This is a genomic window from Streptomyces sp. NPDC048411 (assembly GCF_040704695.1).
GTDB lineage: Bacteria > Actinomycetota > Actinomycetes > Streptomycetales > Streptomycetaceae > Streptomyces.
The window spans coordinates 47,351-62,231 of sequence record NZ_JBEZKL010000001.1 but is presented as its reverse complement, the minus strand read 5'-3'; the positions used below and the strand labels follow the sequence as shown (position 1 = coordinate 62,231).

10 protein-coding genes, 1 pseudogene and 1 riboswitch are annotated in these 14,881 nt (G+C 70.5%); of the genes and pseudogenes, 9 read left to right on the top strand and 2 right to left on the bottom strand.

The window, feature by feature from the left end:
* The first annotated feature begins 23 nt into the window (after positions 1–23).
* Positions 24–1,127, top strand: coding sequence for a GTP-binding protein (locus AB0915_RS00285; RefSeq protein ID WP_366688929.1), 1,104 nt, complete (start codon positions 24–26; stop codon positions 1,125–1,127).
* Between the two features lie 37 nt (positions 1,128–1,164).
* Here AB0915_RS00285 and AB0915_RS00280 read toward each other — a convergent pair whose 3' ends face one another.
* Positions 1,165–3,615, bottom strand: a complete 2,451-nt coding sequence (locus tag AB0915_RS00280) for a DNA topoisomerase IV subunit A (RefSeq protein WP_366688928.1) — start codon at positions 3,613–3,615, stop codon at positions 1,165–1,167.
* 213 nt (positions 3,616–3,828) lie between these two features.
* On the opposite strand from AB0915_RS00280, the gene AB0915_RS00275 reads away from it, so the two are divergent.
* The 4 genes and pseudogenes from AB0915_RS00275 (at position 3,829) to AB0915_RS00260 (ending at position 8,718) form a co-directional block, all read left to right on the top strand.
* Positions 3,829–5,205, top strand: coding sequence for a pitrilysin family protein (locus AB0915_RS00275; RefSeq protein WP_366688927.1), 1,377 nt, complete (start codon positions 3,829–3,831; stop codon positions 5,203–5,205).
* Between the two features lie 26 nt (positions 5,206–5,231).
* Positions 5,232–6,614 carry a pitrilysin family protein gene (locus tag AB0915_RS00270; protein WP_366133806.1) on the top strand — a complete coding sequence of 461 codons (1,383 nt, stop codon included), beginning with the start codon at positions 5,232–5,234 and terminating at the stop codon, positions 6,612–6,614.
* A gap of 208 nt (positions 6,615–6,822) precedes the next feature.
* A riboswitch (cyclic di-AMP (ydaO/yuaA leader) is annotated at positions 6,823–6,989 on the top strand.
* A 13-nt stretch (positions 6,990–7,002) separates the two neighbouring features.
* Positions 7,003–7,785 carry a M23 family metallopeptidase gene (locus AB0915_RS00265; protein ID WP_366688926.1) on the top strand — a complete coding sequence of 261 codons (783 nt, stop codon included), beginning with the start codon at positions 7,003–7,005 and terminating at the stop codon, positions 7,783–7,785.
* 214 nt (positions 7,786–7,999) lie between these two features.
* Positions 8,000–8,718, top strand: a pseudogene (locus tag AB0915_RS00260) (GntR family transcriptional regulator).
* A gap of 193 nt (positions 8,719–8,911) precedes the next feature.
* On the opposite strand, the gene AB0915_RS00255 reads toward AB0915_RS00260, so the two are convergent.
* Entirely contained in the window at positions 8,912–9,193 is a 282-nt protein-coding gene (locus tag AB0915_RS00255; protein WP_366688925.1) for an HPr family phosphocarrier protein, read from the bottom strand.
* A 165-nt stretch (positions 9,194–9,358) separates the two neighbouring features.
* Here AB0915_RS00255 and AB0915_RS00250 point away from each other — a divergent pair, with 165 nt between their 5' ends.
* The 4 genes from AB0915_RS00250 to AB0915_RS00235 all read left to right on the top strand — a co-directional run bounded on the left by AB0915_RS00250 (position 9,359) and on the right by AB0915_RS00235 (position 14,875).
* Positions 9,359–12,313: a GNAT family N-acetyltransferase gene (locus tag AB0915_RS00250; RefSeq protein ID WP_366688924.1), complete on the top strand. Its 2,955-nt coding sequence runs from the start codon at positions 9,359–9,361 to the stop codon at positions 12,311–12,313.
* Positions 12,314–12,387: 74 nt separating this feature from the next.
* A complete protein-coding gene (locus tag AB0915_RS00245; protein WP_037701269.1) occupies positions 12,388–12,984 on the top strand; it encodes a DUF5998 family protein in 597 nt (198 codons plus the stop codon).
* Positions 12,984–14,171, top strand: a complete 1,188-nt coding sequence (locus tag AB0915_RS00240) for a nucleotide pyrophosphatase/phosphodiesterase family protein (protein WP_366688923.1) — start codon at positions 12,984–12,986, stop codon at positions 14,169–14,171. Before AB0915_RS00245 ends, AB0915_RS00240 begins: the two co-directional genes overlap by 1 nt.
* 53 nt (positions 14,172–14,224) lie before the next feature.
* Positions 14,225–14,875: a thymidine kinase gene (locus tag AB0915_RS00235; protein WP_366688922.1), complete on the top strand. Its 651-nt coding sequence runs from the start codon at positions 14,225–14,227 to the stop codon at positions 14,873–14,875.
* Positions 14,876–14,881 lie beyond the last annotated feature (6 nt).

Genomic DNA, 14,881 nt, shown 5'->3' with positions numbered 1-14,881 from the left:
GGTCCCCCCGAGGAAGGCCACCGTTGAGCCCGTCATCCCCGCCCCGCAGGCAGCAGATCCCGGTCATCGTCCTGGCAGGGTTCCTGGGTTCCGGCAAGACGACCCTGCTCAACCACCTGCTCCGCCACCGCGCGGGGAACCGGATCGGCGTGATCGTCAACGATTTCGGTTCGATCGAGATCGATGCCATGACCGTCTCGGGGCAGGTCGGCTCGACTGTTTCACTGGGCAACGGATGTCTGTGCTGCGCCGTCGACGCGAGCGAACTCGATACCTTCCTGGAGACGCTGACCCGCCCCGCCGTCGGCCTCGACGTGATCGTCATCGAGGCCAGCGGACTCGCGGAACCCCAGGAGCTCGTGCGCATGCTGCTGGCCAGCGACAACCCGCACATCGTGTACGGGGGACTGGTCGAGCTCGTCGACGCCGCCGAGTTCGACGCCGTCCGGGAGCGCCATCCGGAGATCGACCGGCACCTCGGCGTCGCCGATCTTGTCGTGCTGAACAAGACGGACCGGGCCACGGACGAGGAGCAGGACCGCATTCGGGACGCCGTCGCGGCGACCGGCAGCAGGGCGGCCGTTGTCTCCGCCGAGTACGGACGCATCGACCCGGAGCTGCTCTTCGACCCGGCGCTGCGGCCGGACGGCGAGGAGCGGATGCGTCAGCTCTCCTTCGAGGACCTCCTGCTGGACGAGGAGGGCGGCGAAACGCACGCCGGGCATCTGCACACCACGTACGAGAGTGTCTCGTTCGGCGCCGATGTACCCATGAACCCCCGCCGAACGATGGAGTTTCTCGACTCCCGGCCGGAGGGCCTCTACCGGATCAAGGGGTACATCGACTTCGGCGCGGGAGACCGCGGGAACAAGTACGAGGTGCATGCGGTCGGCCGGTTCCTGCGGTTCGCCCCGCAGCCCTGGAAGCGCGACGAACCGCGCCTCACCCAGCTGGTGCTGATCGGCTCCGGCATCGACCCGGATGCCCTGCACAAGGAGCTGGCCGACTGCCGCGAGAGCGCCGAACCACCGGTGGAAGCAGGGGCGGCGCCGGACATGACGCAGGACGCCGCACATGAGCAGAGCATGTGGGGCGTCCTGCGTTACGTACAACAGCCGGCCGACTGAAACCGACCGGCGCATGCGGCCGACGGTATCCCGCCGGCTACACCGGTCCGGCGACCACCGCGACCGGCTTGGCCAGCGGCGTCCCCGAACCGTCGCGCCGCGGATCCGGCTCCGGCAGTTCGGACGGGGTGCCGTTCTTCTGCGCCGCCCGCGCCGGGACCGCACCCGCCCAGGCGAACACCAGGACGTCCTCGCCCTTGAGGAAGCGCTGACAGCGCACCCCGCCGGTGGCCCGGCCCTTGCGCGGGTACTGGTCGAACGGCGTGAGCTTCGCCGTCAGCACCGAGTCGTCCAGCGTGCCGTGCGAGCCCGCCACCGTGAACACCATCGCGTCCGCCGCCGGGTCCACCGCGCCGAACGAGAGCACCTCGGCGCCCTCCGCCAGCTTCACGCCCGCCATGCCGCCCGCCGGCCGGCCCTGCGGCCGTACCTGGGCCGCCGGGTAGCGCAGCAGCTGTGCGTCGGACGTGATGAAGACGAGGTCCTCCTCGCCCGTACGCAGTTCGGCGGCGCCGACGATCCGGTCACCGTCCTTGAGGGTGATGACCTCCAGCTCGTCCTTGTTGGCCGGATAGTCCGGCACCACCCGCTTGACGACGCCTTGCAGGGTGCCGATCGCCAGGCCGGGGGAGGACTCGTCGAGCGTGGTGAGGCAGATGACCTCCTCACCGGTCTCCAGCGTGAGGAACTCCGAGACCTGTGCCCCGCCCGAAAGATTGGGCGCGGCATGGGTGTCCGGCAGCTGGGGCAGGTCGATCACCGCGAGCCGCAGCAGCCGCCCTGTCGACGTCACCACGCCGACATCGCCACGTGCCGTCGCCGGCACGGCCGACACGATCACGTCGTGCTTGGCGCGCTTGGCGTCCTCGGTGACGACGATCGGGTCGCCGGTGGCCGTACGGGCCAGGAGACCGGTCGAGGACAGCAGCACCCGGCAGGGGTCGTCCGCGACCTCCAGCGGCACCGAGGCGACCTGCGAACCGGCCGACTCCAGCAGCACCGTACGCCGGTCGGTGCCGAACTTCTTCGCGACTGCGGCCAGTTCGGTGGAGACCAGCTTGCGCAGCTCGGCGTCCGATTCGAGGATCCTCGTCAGCTCGGCGATCCCGGCGTTGAGCCGGTCCCGCTCGCTCTCCAGCTCGATCCGGTCGAACCGGGTCAGCCGGCGCAGCGGGGTGTCCAGGATGTACTGCGTCTGGATCTCGCTCAGCGAGAAGTGCTCGATGAGCCGCTCCTTCGCCTGCGCGGAATTGTCGCTGGACCGGATGAGCCGGATGACCTCGTCGATGTCGATCAGCGCGACGAGCAGACCCTCGACCAGGTGCAACCGGTCCCGGCGCTTGGTCCGGCGGAACTCGCTGCGGCGGCGCACCACGTCGAAGCGGTGGTCGAGATAGACCTCGAGGAGCTCCTTGAGACCCAGCGTGAGCGGCTGCCCGTCGACCAGCGCCACATTGTTGATGCCGAAGGACTCCTCCATCGGCGTCAGCTTGTAGAGCTGTTCCAGCACGGCCTCGGGCACGAAGCCGTTCTTGACCTCGATGACCAGGCGCAGGCCGTGCTCGCGGTCGGTGAGGTCCTTGACATCGGCGATGCCCTGGAGCTTCTTCACCGAGACCAAATCCTTGATCTTGGCGATCACCTTCTCCGGGCCGACGGAGAAGGGCAGTTCGGTGACGACCAGACCCTTGCGGCGGGCCGTCACGTTCTCCACGGCGACCGTCGCACGGATCTTGAACGTGCCACGCCCGGCCGCGTACGCGTCCTTGATCCCGCCGAGGCCTACGATTCGGCCACCGGTCGGCAGGTCGGGTCCGGGGACGAACCGCATCAGGGTCTCCAGGTCCGCGCCCGGATGCCTGATCAGATGGCGGGCGGCGGCGATGACCTCGCCCAGGTTGTGCGGCGGCATATTGGTCGCCATGCCGACCGCGATCCCGGATGATCCGTTGACCAGGAGGTTCGGATAGGCGGCGGGGAGTGCGACCGGTTCCTGTTCCTGGCCGTCGTAATTCGACTGGAAATCGACGGTGTCCTCGTCGATCGACTCCGTCATCAGCGACGTGGCGTCGGCCATCCGGCACTCGGTGTACCGCATGGCGGCCGGCGGGTCGTCGTTGCCGAGCGAGCCGAAGTTGCCGTGCCCGTCGACGAGGGGGAGCCGCATCGAGAACGGCTGCGCCATCCGGACCAGCGCGTCGTAGATCGACGCGTCGCCGTGCGGATGCAGCTTGCCCATGACCTCGCCGACGACGCGGGCACACTTCACATAGCCGCGGTCGGGGCGCAGCCCCATCTCGTTCATCTGGTACACGATGCGGCGGTGCACCGGCTTCATGCCGTCGCGGGCGTCCGGCAGGGCCCGTGAGTAGATCACCGAGTACGCGTACTCGAGGAAGGAGCCCTGCATTTCGTCGACGACGTCGATGTCGAGGATCTTCTCCTCGAAGTCGTCCGGCGGCGGGGTCTTCGTACTGCGGCGGGCCATCGCTGCTGCGACTCCTTCACAGATCTGTTCGGGCAACCTCTGGTTCTGACGCGGACCATTGTGGACCGCCGCACTGACAACGCCGACCTCGACCCGTCCCAAGCGCTCTTTCACGCGAACTTCCACGGCACGGGAACTTCGCCAGGTGTCGGTGCGCTTGCTTACAGTGGCAGGTCTCGCAAGAAATCCAGTATCGCGATCGAAGGGACGTACATGCCCATGGGTCACACGGCCACAGCCCAGGCCGGCTCCGGCGGCTTGACAGCGACCGAGCACCGTCTGGCCAACGGCCTGCGCGTGGTGCTCTCCGAGGACCATCTGACCCCGGTCGCCGCGGTGTGCCTCTGGTACGACGTCGGGTCGCGCCACGAGGTCAAGGGGCGCACGGGTCTGGCTCACCTCTTCGAGCACCTGATGTTCCAGGGCTCCGGACAGGTCAAGGGGAACGGACACTTCGAGCTGGTGCAGGGCGCCGGGGGCTCCCTCAACGGGACGACCAGCTTCGAACGCACCAACTACTTCGAGACGATGCCCACGCATCAGCTGGAACTGGCCCTGTGGCTCGAAGCCGACCGGATGGGCTCGCTGCTCGCCGCGCTCGACGACGAGTCCATGGAGAACCAGCGGGACGTTGTCAAGAACGAGCGCCGCCAGCGGTACGACAACGTTCCGTACGGCACGGCGTTCGAGAGGCTGACCGCCCTCGCCTACCCCGAGGGCCACCCGTACCACCACACCCCGATCGGCTCGATGGCCGACCTGGACGCGGCGACGCTCGAAGACGCACGGACCTTCTTCCGTACGTACTACGCGCCCAACAACGCGGTGCTGTCGGTCGTCGGCGACATCGACCCCCAGCAGACGCTCGCCTGGATCGAGAAGTACTTCGGCTCCATCCCGTCCCACGACGGCAAGCAGCCGCCGCGCGACGGCACGCTCCCCGAGATCATCGGCGAGCAGCTGCGCGAAGAGGTCCACGAGGAGGTCCCGGCGCGGGCGCTGATGGCCGCCTACCGGCTGCCGCACGACGGCACCAGGGAGTGCGACGCCGCGGATCTCGCGCTGACCGTGCTCGGCGGAGGCGAGTCCTCCCGGCTGCACAACCGTCTGGTCCGCCGCGACCGCACGGCCGTTGCGGCAGGTTTCGGGCTGCTGCGGCTGGCCGGCGCGCCCTCGCTCGGCTGGCTGGACGTGAAGACGTCCGGCGGTGTCGAGGTGGCGCAGATCGAGGCCGCGGTCGACGAGGAGCTGGCCCGATTCGCCGCCGAGGGCCCCACGCCCGAGGAAATGGAGCGCGCTCAGGCACAGTTGGAGCGCGAGTGGCTGGACCGGCTCGGTACGGTCGCGGGCCGCGCCGATGAACTCTGCCGGTTCGCCGTGCTGTTCGGCGACCCGCAGCTCGCCCTGACCGCCGTCCAGCGGGTCCTCGACGTCACCGCGGACGAGGTCCAGGCGGCGGCCAGGGCCCAGCTGCGCCCCGACAACCGGGCGGTGCTCGTCTACGAGCCGGTCGAGCCGGCCGAATCCGCCGACGCGGAAGCCGACGAGACGGACACCGACACCGACGCGCACGAAGGGGCGGACAAGTGAGCGACGCTGCCGCGACTGGAGTAACGATGGAGTACCACCCGCAGCCGACCCCCGGCACGGCCAGGCCCTGGGCCTTTCCCGCACCCGAGCGCGGCGCCCTGCCCAATGGGCTGACGGTGCTGCGCTGCCACCGTCCCGGCCAGCAGGTCGTCGCGGTCGAGATCTTCCTCGACGCCCCGCTGGACGCCGAGCCCGAGGGCCTCGACGGCGTGGCCACGATCATGGCGCGGGCCCTTTCCGAGGGCACCGACAAGCACTCCGCCGAGGAGTTCGCCGCTGAGCTGGAGCGTTGCGGCGCCACCCTCGACGCGCACGCCGACCATCCCGGCATGCGGGTCTCCCTGGAGGTTCCGGCCTCCCGGCTGGCCAAGGCGCTCGGGCTGGTCGCCGAGGCGCTGCGGGCACCCGCGTTCGCCGACAGCGAGATCGAGCGACTGGTGAACAACCGGCTCGACGAGATTCCGCACGAGCAGGCCAACCCGGCCCGGCGTGCCGCCAAGCAGCTCTCCAAGGAGCTCTTCCCGGCCACGTCGCGGATGTCACGCCCGCGCCAGGGCACCGAGGAGACGGTGGAGCGGATCGACTCCGCGGCCGTGCGCGCCTTCTACGAGGCCCATGTCCGGCCGTCCACCGCGACCGTCGTCGTCGTGGGCGACCTCACCGGTATCGACCTGGACGCCCTGCTCGCCGACACCATCGGCGACTGGACCGGAAACACTGTGGAGCCCCGTCCGGTCCCGCCGATCACCGCCGACGACACCGGCCGCGTGGTGATCGTCGACCGTCCGGGCGCCGTGCAGACGCAACTGCTGATCGGCCGCATCGGCGCCGACCGGCACGACAGCGTGTGGCCGGCCCAGGTCCTCGGCACCTACTGCCTGGGCGGCACACTCACCTCCCGGCTGGACCGGGTGCTGCGCGAGGAGAAGGGCTACACCTACGGCGTGCGGGCCTTCGGGCAGGTCCTGCGCTCGACGGCCCCGGACTCCGCCTCCGGGGTGACCGGCGCGGCGATGCTGGCGATCAGCGGCTCGGTGGACACGGAGTCCACCGGACCGGCGCTCGACGACCTGTGGAAGGTCCTGCGGACCCTGGTGGCCGAGGGGCTGACCGACGCCGAGCGCGAGACCGCTGTGCAGAACCTCGTGGGTGTCGCCCCGCTGAAGTTCGAGACGGCTGCCTCCGTCGCCGGCACGCTCGCCGACCAGGTCGAGCAGCACCTCCCGGATGACTACCAGGCGCAGTTGTACGCCCGCCTGGCCGAGACCGGCACGGTCGAGGCGACCGCAGCCGTGGTCAACGCCTTCCCCGTGGACCGGCTGGTCACGATTCTCGTCGGCGACGCCGCGCAGATCGAGGAGCCGGTCAGGGCGTTGGGCATCGGAGAGGTGTCGGTCGTCACCGGCTGATGCACCAAAGCCCCGCAAAGGGGGGCGAAGAGGGACCCTGGCGAGTCGCTTCCCGCCAGGGTCTTCCTTTTTGCCCGATTTGAGACGAAAGTTCCTTGCTTGCTCTGTGGGATGCGCTACAAAGCGCCCTGTCCGTTTGGTGAATGAAAGTGCCCCCGCCTAGCGTCGGCTCCGCTGTCCGTCACTCGTATGCCGCATCCGTGGCGCCGGGCAGTGATCGCCGAGTCCCCGTCAGGCGCGAGCCTGGGGAGCCGGGGACCCACGCAGTCCCTGGGGTGCATCGGATGCCGCGACCTCCTGTGAGGCCGGGGATCCGTAGGAGACCTTCCTGCTCCGAACCCGTCAGCTAACCCGGTAGGCGAGAAGGAAGGAAAGGACCAGCTACTTCATGGCGTTCACCCGCCCCACCGGGAAGCACCGTGCCCCGAGCCGCCTGAAGCGCAGGAGCGCACGCGTCGCCGGAGTCGCAACGCTGGCGACCACCGGTGTCATCGGCGGACTGGCCTCTCCGGCCCTCGCCACGGATGCCGAGGCCCCCTCCGGCGATGAAACCGGTCTGACCCAGATCGTCGCCATCGAGGATGCCCTCGCCGACCAGGTGGCCACCCAGGCCGAGGTGCAGAAGCGCCAGGCCGACGTCGCCGCGAAGGCTGCCGAGGCTGCCAAGGCCGACGCGGCGGCGAAGGTCAAGGCCGAGGCCCGCGCCAAGGCGGCCCGTGACGCGAAGGCCCGCGCCGCCCGTTCCGCCGAGCGCACCCGCCTGGGCTCCTTCCAGCTCCCGGTCGCCGGTTCGTACGTCACCACCGGCTACAAGTCGAGCGGATCCCTCTGGTCCTCCGGCCGCCACTCGGGCATCGACTTCCACGCCGCCTCCGGCAGCTCCGTCGTCGCCGTCGGCGCCGGCACGGTCGTCGAGGCGGGCTGGGGTGGCGCATACGGCAACAACATCGTGCTGCGGATGACGGACGGCACGTACACCCAGTACGGCCACCTCTCCTCGATCGGCGTCTCCGTCGGCCAGAGCGTCGGCGCAGGCCAGCAGATCGGCCTCTCCGGCTCGACCGGCAACTCCACCGGACCGCACCTCCACTTCGAGGCCCGCACCACGCCTTCGTACGGCTCCGACATGGACCCCGTGGCGTACCTGCGCGCCCATGGCGTGAACGTCTGACCGACGTCCCATCCGCAATACGCCGAAGGCCCCGGCTTCCGCCGGGGCCTTCGGCGTGTCCGTTCCTGCCGAACCGCCCCGCGGAACCGTCCCCGGGTCAAAGGGTATTCATGGTTTTCGGCCCGGCTTCGGAAATGCAGCCGCCGTGCAATAGAGTCACGGAACAGGCGTCGATCGGCCGCGTTTCGCGGGGGATTAAGGCGGAGGTTCGGACATGCGTATTCCGGCGCAATCGGTATGTACGGCAATCCGTGACGACATCGTCTCCGGTGTCTTCGAACGCGGCGGCAGACTCACCGAGGAGCTGCTCGCGCGTCGTTACGGGGTATCCCGTGTCCCGGTGCGGGAAGCGCTGCGCACCCTGGAGTCCGAGGGCTTCGTGGTCACCCGCCGACATGCCGGTGCCTGTGTCGCCGAGCCCACCGAACAGGAGGCCGCCGACCTTCTGGACGTGCGGATGCTGCTGGAGCCGCTCGGTGCGGCCCGTGCCGCACAACGCCGCACCGAGGCGCACCTCAAGGTGCTGCGCGGCCTGGTCAGGCTGGGTCAGGACAGAGCGCGGCGGGGTGAGGGGGAGGATCTGCGCTCCCTGGGCGGCTGGTTCCACGAGACGCTCGCCCAGGCGTCCGGCAGCCCCGGGCTCGTCGCGCTGCTCACCCAGCTACGCCACAAGATCGCCTGGATGTACGCGGTCGAGCAGCCGGCCCGTCTGGCCGATTGCTGGGGCGAGCGCGGAGCCATCGTGGACGCCGTGGGGCGCGGCGACGCGGAACGGGCCAGGGCGCTGGCCGCCCAGCACGCCGAGCGGGCCGCCGCCGCGCACCGGTTGCGCCGCGCGGGCGGTGCTCCGGGCCGTGATGCCGGCGCCCCCGTTCCGGCGGCCGGGTGAGGAATTCGCAACATGCCGTAAACATCGCGAGCGGCCGGCGTTAACACCTGCGCCGTATACAAAGTGAATTAAGTACGCGGGTCTTTCTTTGGGCTGCCCGAAATTCGCTCCGGAGGCATTGCCGGTATCAGGAAACGCAGGAGCCGCGGTCCCGGTTGGGGGTATCGCGGCTCCGTCACAGAAATGGACCCGACAGGAACTGGCCGGAAAGGCTTCCCCCTGATCGGAACCCTGGAATCAGACGGTCTCGGGGAGCTCCTCGAGCCCCTCGGTGACCAGCTTCGCCAGCCGGTCGAGCGCGGCCTCCGCGTCGTCCGCCTCGGAGGCGATCACGATCTCCTCGCCGCCGTGCGCGCCGAGGCCGAGCACCGCGAGGATGGAGGCGGCGTTCACCGGGGGGCCGTCGGACTTGGCGATCGTCACGGGGATGCCGGACGCCGTGGCCGCACGAACGAAGATGGAAGCAGGGCGGGCGTGCAGGCCCTCGGCCCAACCGACATTGACGCGACGCTCAGCCATGGTTCTGCCCTTCACAAATCAATGGTTGTCTAGACCAGACTCTCACGCAGTGCGCTGTCTCCCGCCGACGCGCGCCCCGGCCCGTGCAGCACGGCCGGTCGGAGCTCTCAGACTGCCTCGGCCCCGGGCCCTACGCGACCGCTGATCGCGCCGTAGGCTTTGCCCATGCAGCCCACGCCGGAGCAGAGTCCGCACCACGCGTACCCCGACCACTGGGAAGCGGATGTGGTGCTCCGCGACGGCGGTACGGCCCGTATCAGGCCCATCACCACGGACGATGCCGAGCGCCTGGTCAGCTTCTACGAGCAGGTCTCCGACGAGTCGAAGTACTACCGGTTCTTCGCTCCTTACCCCCGTCTGTCCGCCAAGGACGTCCACCGCTTCACCCATCACGACTACGTCGACCGGGTGGGGCTCGCCGCCACGGTCGGCGGTGAGTTCATCGCCACCGTCCGCTACGACCGGATCGACGCGAACGGCCGGCCGGCCTCCGTCCCCGCCGACGAGGCAGAGGTCGCCTTTCTCGTCCAGGACGCGCACCAGGGCCGTGGCGTGGCATCGGCGCTCCTCGAGCACATTGCCGCAGTGGCGCGTGAGCGCGGCATCCGGCGCTTCGCCGCCGAGGTGCTGCCCGCCAACACCAAGATGATCAAGGTGTTCCGTGACGCCGGGTACACCCAGCAGCGCAGCTTCGAGGAAGGCGCCGTCCATCTCACCCTCGACCTCGAACCGACCGCCGAGTCCCTCGCCGTCCAGCGCGCCCGTGAGCAGCGGGCGGAGGCGCGGTCGGTGCAGCGGCTGCTCGCACCGGGTTCGGTCGCCGTCATTGGCACGGGGCGTAACCCCGGCGGGGTCGGCCGCACGGTTCTGCGCAACCTCCTCGGCGCGGGCTTCACCGGCCGTGCGTACGCCGTGAACAGCTCGTTCGCCGCAGACCAGGGAACGATCGACGGCGTCCCCGCGCACCGCTCCATCGGCGAGATCGGTGAACCGGTGGACCTCGCGGTCGTCGCCGTGCCCGCGGACCGGGTCCCGGAGGCCGTCGCCGACTGCGGCGAACAAGGCGTCCAGGGCCTCGTGGTCCTCTCCGCCGGATATGCCGAATGGGGTGCCGAAGGCAGGGAAAGACAGCGCGAACTGGTCCGCCAGGCCCGCTCGTACGGCATGCGCATCATCGGCCCGAACGCCTTCGGGATCATCAACAACGCGGGCGCCGTACGGCTGAACGCCTCCCTCGCCCCCGAGCCGCCCGCCCCGGGGCGCATCGGTCTGTTCACGCAGTCGGGCGCGATCGGCATCGCCCTGCTCTCCGGGCTCTACCGGCGCGGCGCGGGTCTGTCGACGTTCATCTCCGCGGGCAACCGCGCCGACATCTCGGGCAACGACTTCCTCCAGTACTGGTACGAGGACCCGGACACCGACGTCGCCCTGCTCTACCTCGAATCCCTCGGCAATCCGCGGAAGTTCACCCGCCTCGCGCGGCGCACCGCGGCGGTGAAGCCGGTCGTCGTGGTGAAGGGAGCCCGGCACAGCGGCAGCACCCCGCCCGGTCATGCGGTGCCGATCAGCCGGATCCCGGACGCGACCGTCTCCGCGCTCATGCGGCAGGCGGGCGTGATCCGCGTCGACACGGTGACGGAGATGGTCGACGCGGGCCTGCTCCTCGCCGACCAGCCCCTCCCGGCGGGTCCCCGGGTCGCGATCCTCGGCAACTCCGAGTCCCTGGGCCTCCTCACGTACGACGCCTGCCTGGCCGAGGGGCTGCGCCCGCGCCCGCCCCGCGACCTCACCACCGCGGCCACCCCGCAGGACTTCCGGGATGCGCTGGCGGAGGCACTCGCCGACCGGAGCTGCGACGCGGTGATCGTGACAGCGATCCCGTGGGTCGGCGAGAACGGCCAGGCGGAAACAGGTGACGGCGAGGTCCTGGCCGCCGCGCTGCGCGCGGCGGCGGCCACGGGGCCGGCCAAGCCGGTGGCCGTGGTCCACGTGGAGATCGGCGGCCTGGCGGAGGCGCTCGCGGCCGCCAGCAGCACGGTCGCGGCGCCGCGGGCGGCCGCGACGGCTGCCCCGGGTGCTTCGGCCGCGGCGGTCGGCAAGGGCACCCCGCGCGTCACGAGCCCCACAGGCGCTTCAGCCACGCCGAGCATCACCGGCGCCCCAGCCGGCTCAGCTCCGCCGGATCCCCCGGCCCAGCCGAACGCCCCCGGCTCCGGTGCCCCCACGCCGTCTGCTCCCTCCACCGGCCGGATCCCCGCCTACCCCGCCGCCGAGCGTGCCGTCCGTGCCCTCGCCGAGGTGGTGAAGTACGCGCAGTGGCGACGGCAGGCCGCGGTGCCCGGCAAGGTGCCCGAGTTCCTTGAGGACACCATCGACGAGGCAGGCGCCGCCGAACGTATCGACGCACTCCTCGGGCCCGACCCCGATCCCCGGGGCCGTCAGCTCAGCCACGACGAGGCGCGCGAACTCCTGGGCCGCTACGGCATCCCCGTACGGCCGACGCTCCCCGCCCCCGGCCCGGACGCCGCCGTTGCCGCGGCTGCCCGGCTCGGGTTTCCGGTGGCGCTCAAGACCACCGCGCCTCATCTGCGCCACCGTGCCGACCTCGGCGGCGTCCGGCTCGACCTTGCCAACGAGACCGCACTGCGCCGGGCGTACGGAGAGCTGACCGACCTGCTCGGCAAGCCCACCGAGCTGCAGCCGGTCGTCCAGTCCATGGCACCGCGCGGCGTGGACACCGTCGTGCGGGCCACGATCGACCCGGCGGCGGGCGCCGTCCTCTCCTTCGGTCTCGCGGGCGCGCCCTCCGAACTCCTCGGGGACACCGCCCACCGCCTCGTGCCTGCCACCGACCGCGACGCCGCCGAACTGATCCGGTCCATCCGGGCGGCCCCGGTCCTCTTCGGCTGGCGGGGCTCGGCGCCCGTCGACACCGCGGCGCTCGAGGAACTGCTGCTGAGGGTGTCCCGGCTCGTCGACGATCACCCCGAGGTGGTCTCCGTCGCACTGGAACCGGTCGTGGTCGCCACGCAGGGGCTGACCGTCCTCGGCGCGACCGTCCGGCTGTCGCCGCCACCGGCCCGTACCGACCTCGGCCCCCGTCGCCTGCCCAACTACTGAATCCACCGACAATCCGCCGCAGGCCCTGTCCACAGCGTCCCCGGCAGTCATCCACCCCCCGTAGGATGGTCCGTATGGCGAAGACCGGTACGACGACCCAGGGGCTGCGCGCGGCGATCGAGCGCAGCGGCTACTACCCGGCCCTTGTGGCCGAGGCGGTGGAGGCCGCCGTCGGGGGTGAGCCGGTCGCTTCGTACCTGGTGCACCAGGAGACGACCTTCGACTCCAACGAGGTGCGCAGGCACGTCACGGTCCTGGTCCTGACGGACAACCGTTTCATCGTCAGCCACACCGACGAGCAGAACGCGGACACCAGTTCCCCGTCGCCGTACGCCACCACCTCCACCGAGTCCGTCAAGCTGGACCGGATCTCGTCGGTGGTGGTCAGTCGCGTCGTGGCCGACCCGGAGAAGTACGTCCCGGGCACACTGCCCCGCGAGGTCGTCCTGACCATCGGCTGGGGCGCGGTCTCCCGCATCGACCTGGAGCCCGCCGCCTGCGGCGACCCCAACTGCGAGGCGGACCACGGCTACACCGGCAGCTCCACCGCCGACGACCTGAGCCTGCGCGTCAGCGAGGCCGGTGACGGCCCGGACACGGTGCGGCAGACCCTTGCCTTCGCCCAGTCCCTCTCCGAGGCGACGGCCGCGACCGCGGCTACCGGCCGCTGATGGCCCAGCCGGCCTGGCAGGACCCCGTTCCGCTCCCTCTCGACACCGCTCCCGTCCCCGCGTACGGCAGCGGTTCGCTCGCCGATCTGCTGCCGACGCTCGTCGCCGGACAGGGCGTGCCCGGCTTCACGGCGGCGATACCGGAGCTCACCCCCGCCGACCGGAACTGCGTCTTCCTGATCGACGGACTCGGCTGGGAGCAGATCAAGGCCCATCCGGACGAGGCGCCGTATCTGCACTCGCTGCTCCCCACCTCTCGCGGGGGCACGGGCCGTCCCATCACGGCGGGCTTCCCGGCCACCACCGCGACTTCGCTCGCCTCGGTCGGTACGGGGCTGCCGCCCGGCGCACACGGCCTTCCCGGCTACACCGTCCGCAATCCGGAGACCGGCGAGCTGATGAACCAGCTCCGCTGGAAGCCCTGGACCTCGCCGGCGGTCTGGCAGCCGTATCCCACCGTCTTCCGGCTCGCCGACGAGGCCGGTGTAGCGACCGCGCAGGTCTCCGCCCCGACCTTCCAGCACACCCCGCTCACCGAGGTCGCGCTGAGCGGTGGCACGTTCCACGGCAGGCTCTCCGGCGAGGACCGGATGGACCTGGCCGCGGACCGGCTCGCCGCCGGTGACCGGTCGCTCGTCTACACGTACTACAGCGAGATCGACGGCAAGGGGCACCGCTTCGGCGTCGACTCCGACGCCTGGCGCGGCCAGCTGATGTACGTGGACGGTCTCGTGCAGCGCCTCGCCGAGCAGCTCCCGCCCCGCTCGGCGTTGTACATCACCGCCGACCACGGCATGATCGACATCCCCTTCGACGAACAGTCCCGGATCGATTTCGACGAGGACTGGGAGCTGCGCGCGGGCGTCGCCCTGCTCGGCGGCGAGGGCCGGGCCCGCCATGTGTACGCCGTACCCGGCGCCGAGGCCGATGTGCTGACTGTCTGGCAGGAAGTGCTCGGCGAGCAGTTCTGGGTGGCGAGCCGGGACGAGGCGATCGCGGCCGGCTGGTTCGGCCCGAAGGTCGACGAGCGGGTGTACGGCAGGGTCGGAGACGTGGTGGCGGCCGCCCGCGACGACGTGGTGGTCACCGCGTCCGTCCAGGAGCCGCACGAATCGGCGATGGTGGGCATGCACGGCTCGATGACCCCCGTCGAGCAGCTCGTCCCTCTCCTCGAAGTACGCTCGTAACCCGTTTTTCTCCCTCTCCTGCCCTTGCTGAACCGAAAGGTGTTCACCCCCTCATGTCCGAGCTTGTGTTCTTCTCCGGAACGATGGACTGCGGAAAGAGCACGCTGGCGCTGCAGATCGGGCACAACCGGTCGGCCCGCGGGCTGCAGGGCGTCATCTTCACCCGTGACGACCGGGCGGGCGAGGGCAAGCTCTCCTCACGGCTGGGGCTCGTCACGGAGGCCGTCGAGGCCGACGAGGGCATGGATGTGTACGCCCATCTCGTCGACCACGTCACCCGTGGCGGCCGGGCGGATTACGTGATCGTGGACGAGGCACAGTTCCTCGCTCCCGTACAGATCGACCAGCTCGCCCGGATCGTCGACGACCTCGGCCTGGACGTCTTCGCGTTCGGTATCACCACCGATTTTCGGACGAAGCTGTTCCCCGGGTCCCAGCGCCTCATGGAACTGGCCGACCGGGTCGAGACCCTTCAGGTCGAAGCGCTCTGCTGGTGCGGTGCACGGGCGACGCACAACGCCCGCACGGTGGGCGGCGAGATGGTCGTCGAAGGCGCCCAGGTCGTGGTGGGGGACGTCAACCAGCAGACGGACGAGGTCGGTTACGAGGTGCTGTGCAGGCGCCACCACCAGCGCAGGATGACCAGTGCGACGGCCCGCGCGGGTGTCCTGTCGCCGGACGTGCTTCCGGTGACGTCCGGCTGAGCCGCC

What these genes read in the sequence shown, in the direction of transcription:
- AB0915_RS00280 (WP_366688928.1), bottom strand. Translation starts at nt 3,615, where the DNA reads ATGGCCCGCCGCAGTACGAAGACCCCGCCGCCGGACGACTTCGAGGAG.
- AB0915_RS00275 (WP_366688927.1), top strand. Translation starts at nt 3,829, where the DNA reads ATGCCCATGGGTCACACGGCCACAGCCCAGGCCGGCTCCGGCGGCTTG.
- AB0915_RS00270 (WP_366133806.1), top strand. Translation starts at nt 5,232, where the DNA reads ATGGAGTACCACCCGCAGCCGACCCCCGGCACGGCCAGGCCCTGGGCC.
- AB0915_RS00265 (WP_366688926.1), top strand. Translation starts at nt 7,003, where the DNA reads ATGGCGTTCACCCGCCCCACCGGGAAGCACCGTGCCCCGAGCCGCCTG.
- AB0915_RS00255 (WP_366688925.1), bottom strand. Translation starts at nt 9,193, where the DNA reads ATGGCTGAGCGTCGCGTCAATGTCGGTTGGGCCGAGGGCCTGCACGCC.
- AB0915_RS00250 (WP_366688924.1), top strand. Translation starts at nt 9,359, where the DNA reads ATGCAGCCCACGCCGGAGCAGAGTCCGCACCACGCGTACCCCGACCAC.
- AB0915_RS00245 (WP_037701269.1), top strand. Translation starts at nt 12,388, where the DNA reads ATGGCGAAGACCGGTACGACGACCCAGGGGCTGCGCGCGGCGATCGAG.
- AB0915_RS00240 (WP_366688923.1), top strand. Translation starts at nt 12,984, where the DNA reads ATGGCCCAGCCGGCCTGGCAGGACCCCGTTCCGCTCCCTCTCGACACC.
- AB0915_RS00235 (WP_366688922.1), top strand. Translation starts at nt 14,225, where the DNA reads ATGTCCGAGCTTGTGTTCTTCTCCGGAACGATGGACTGCGGAAAGAGC.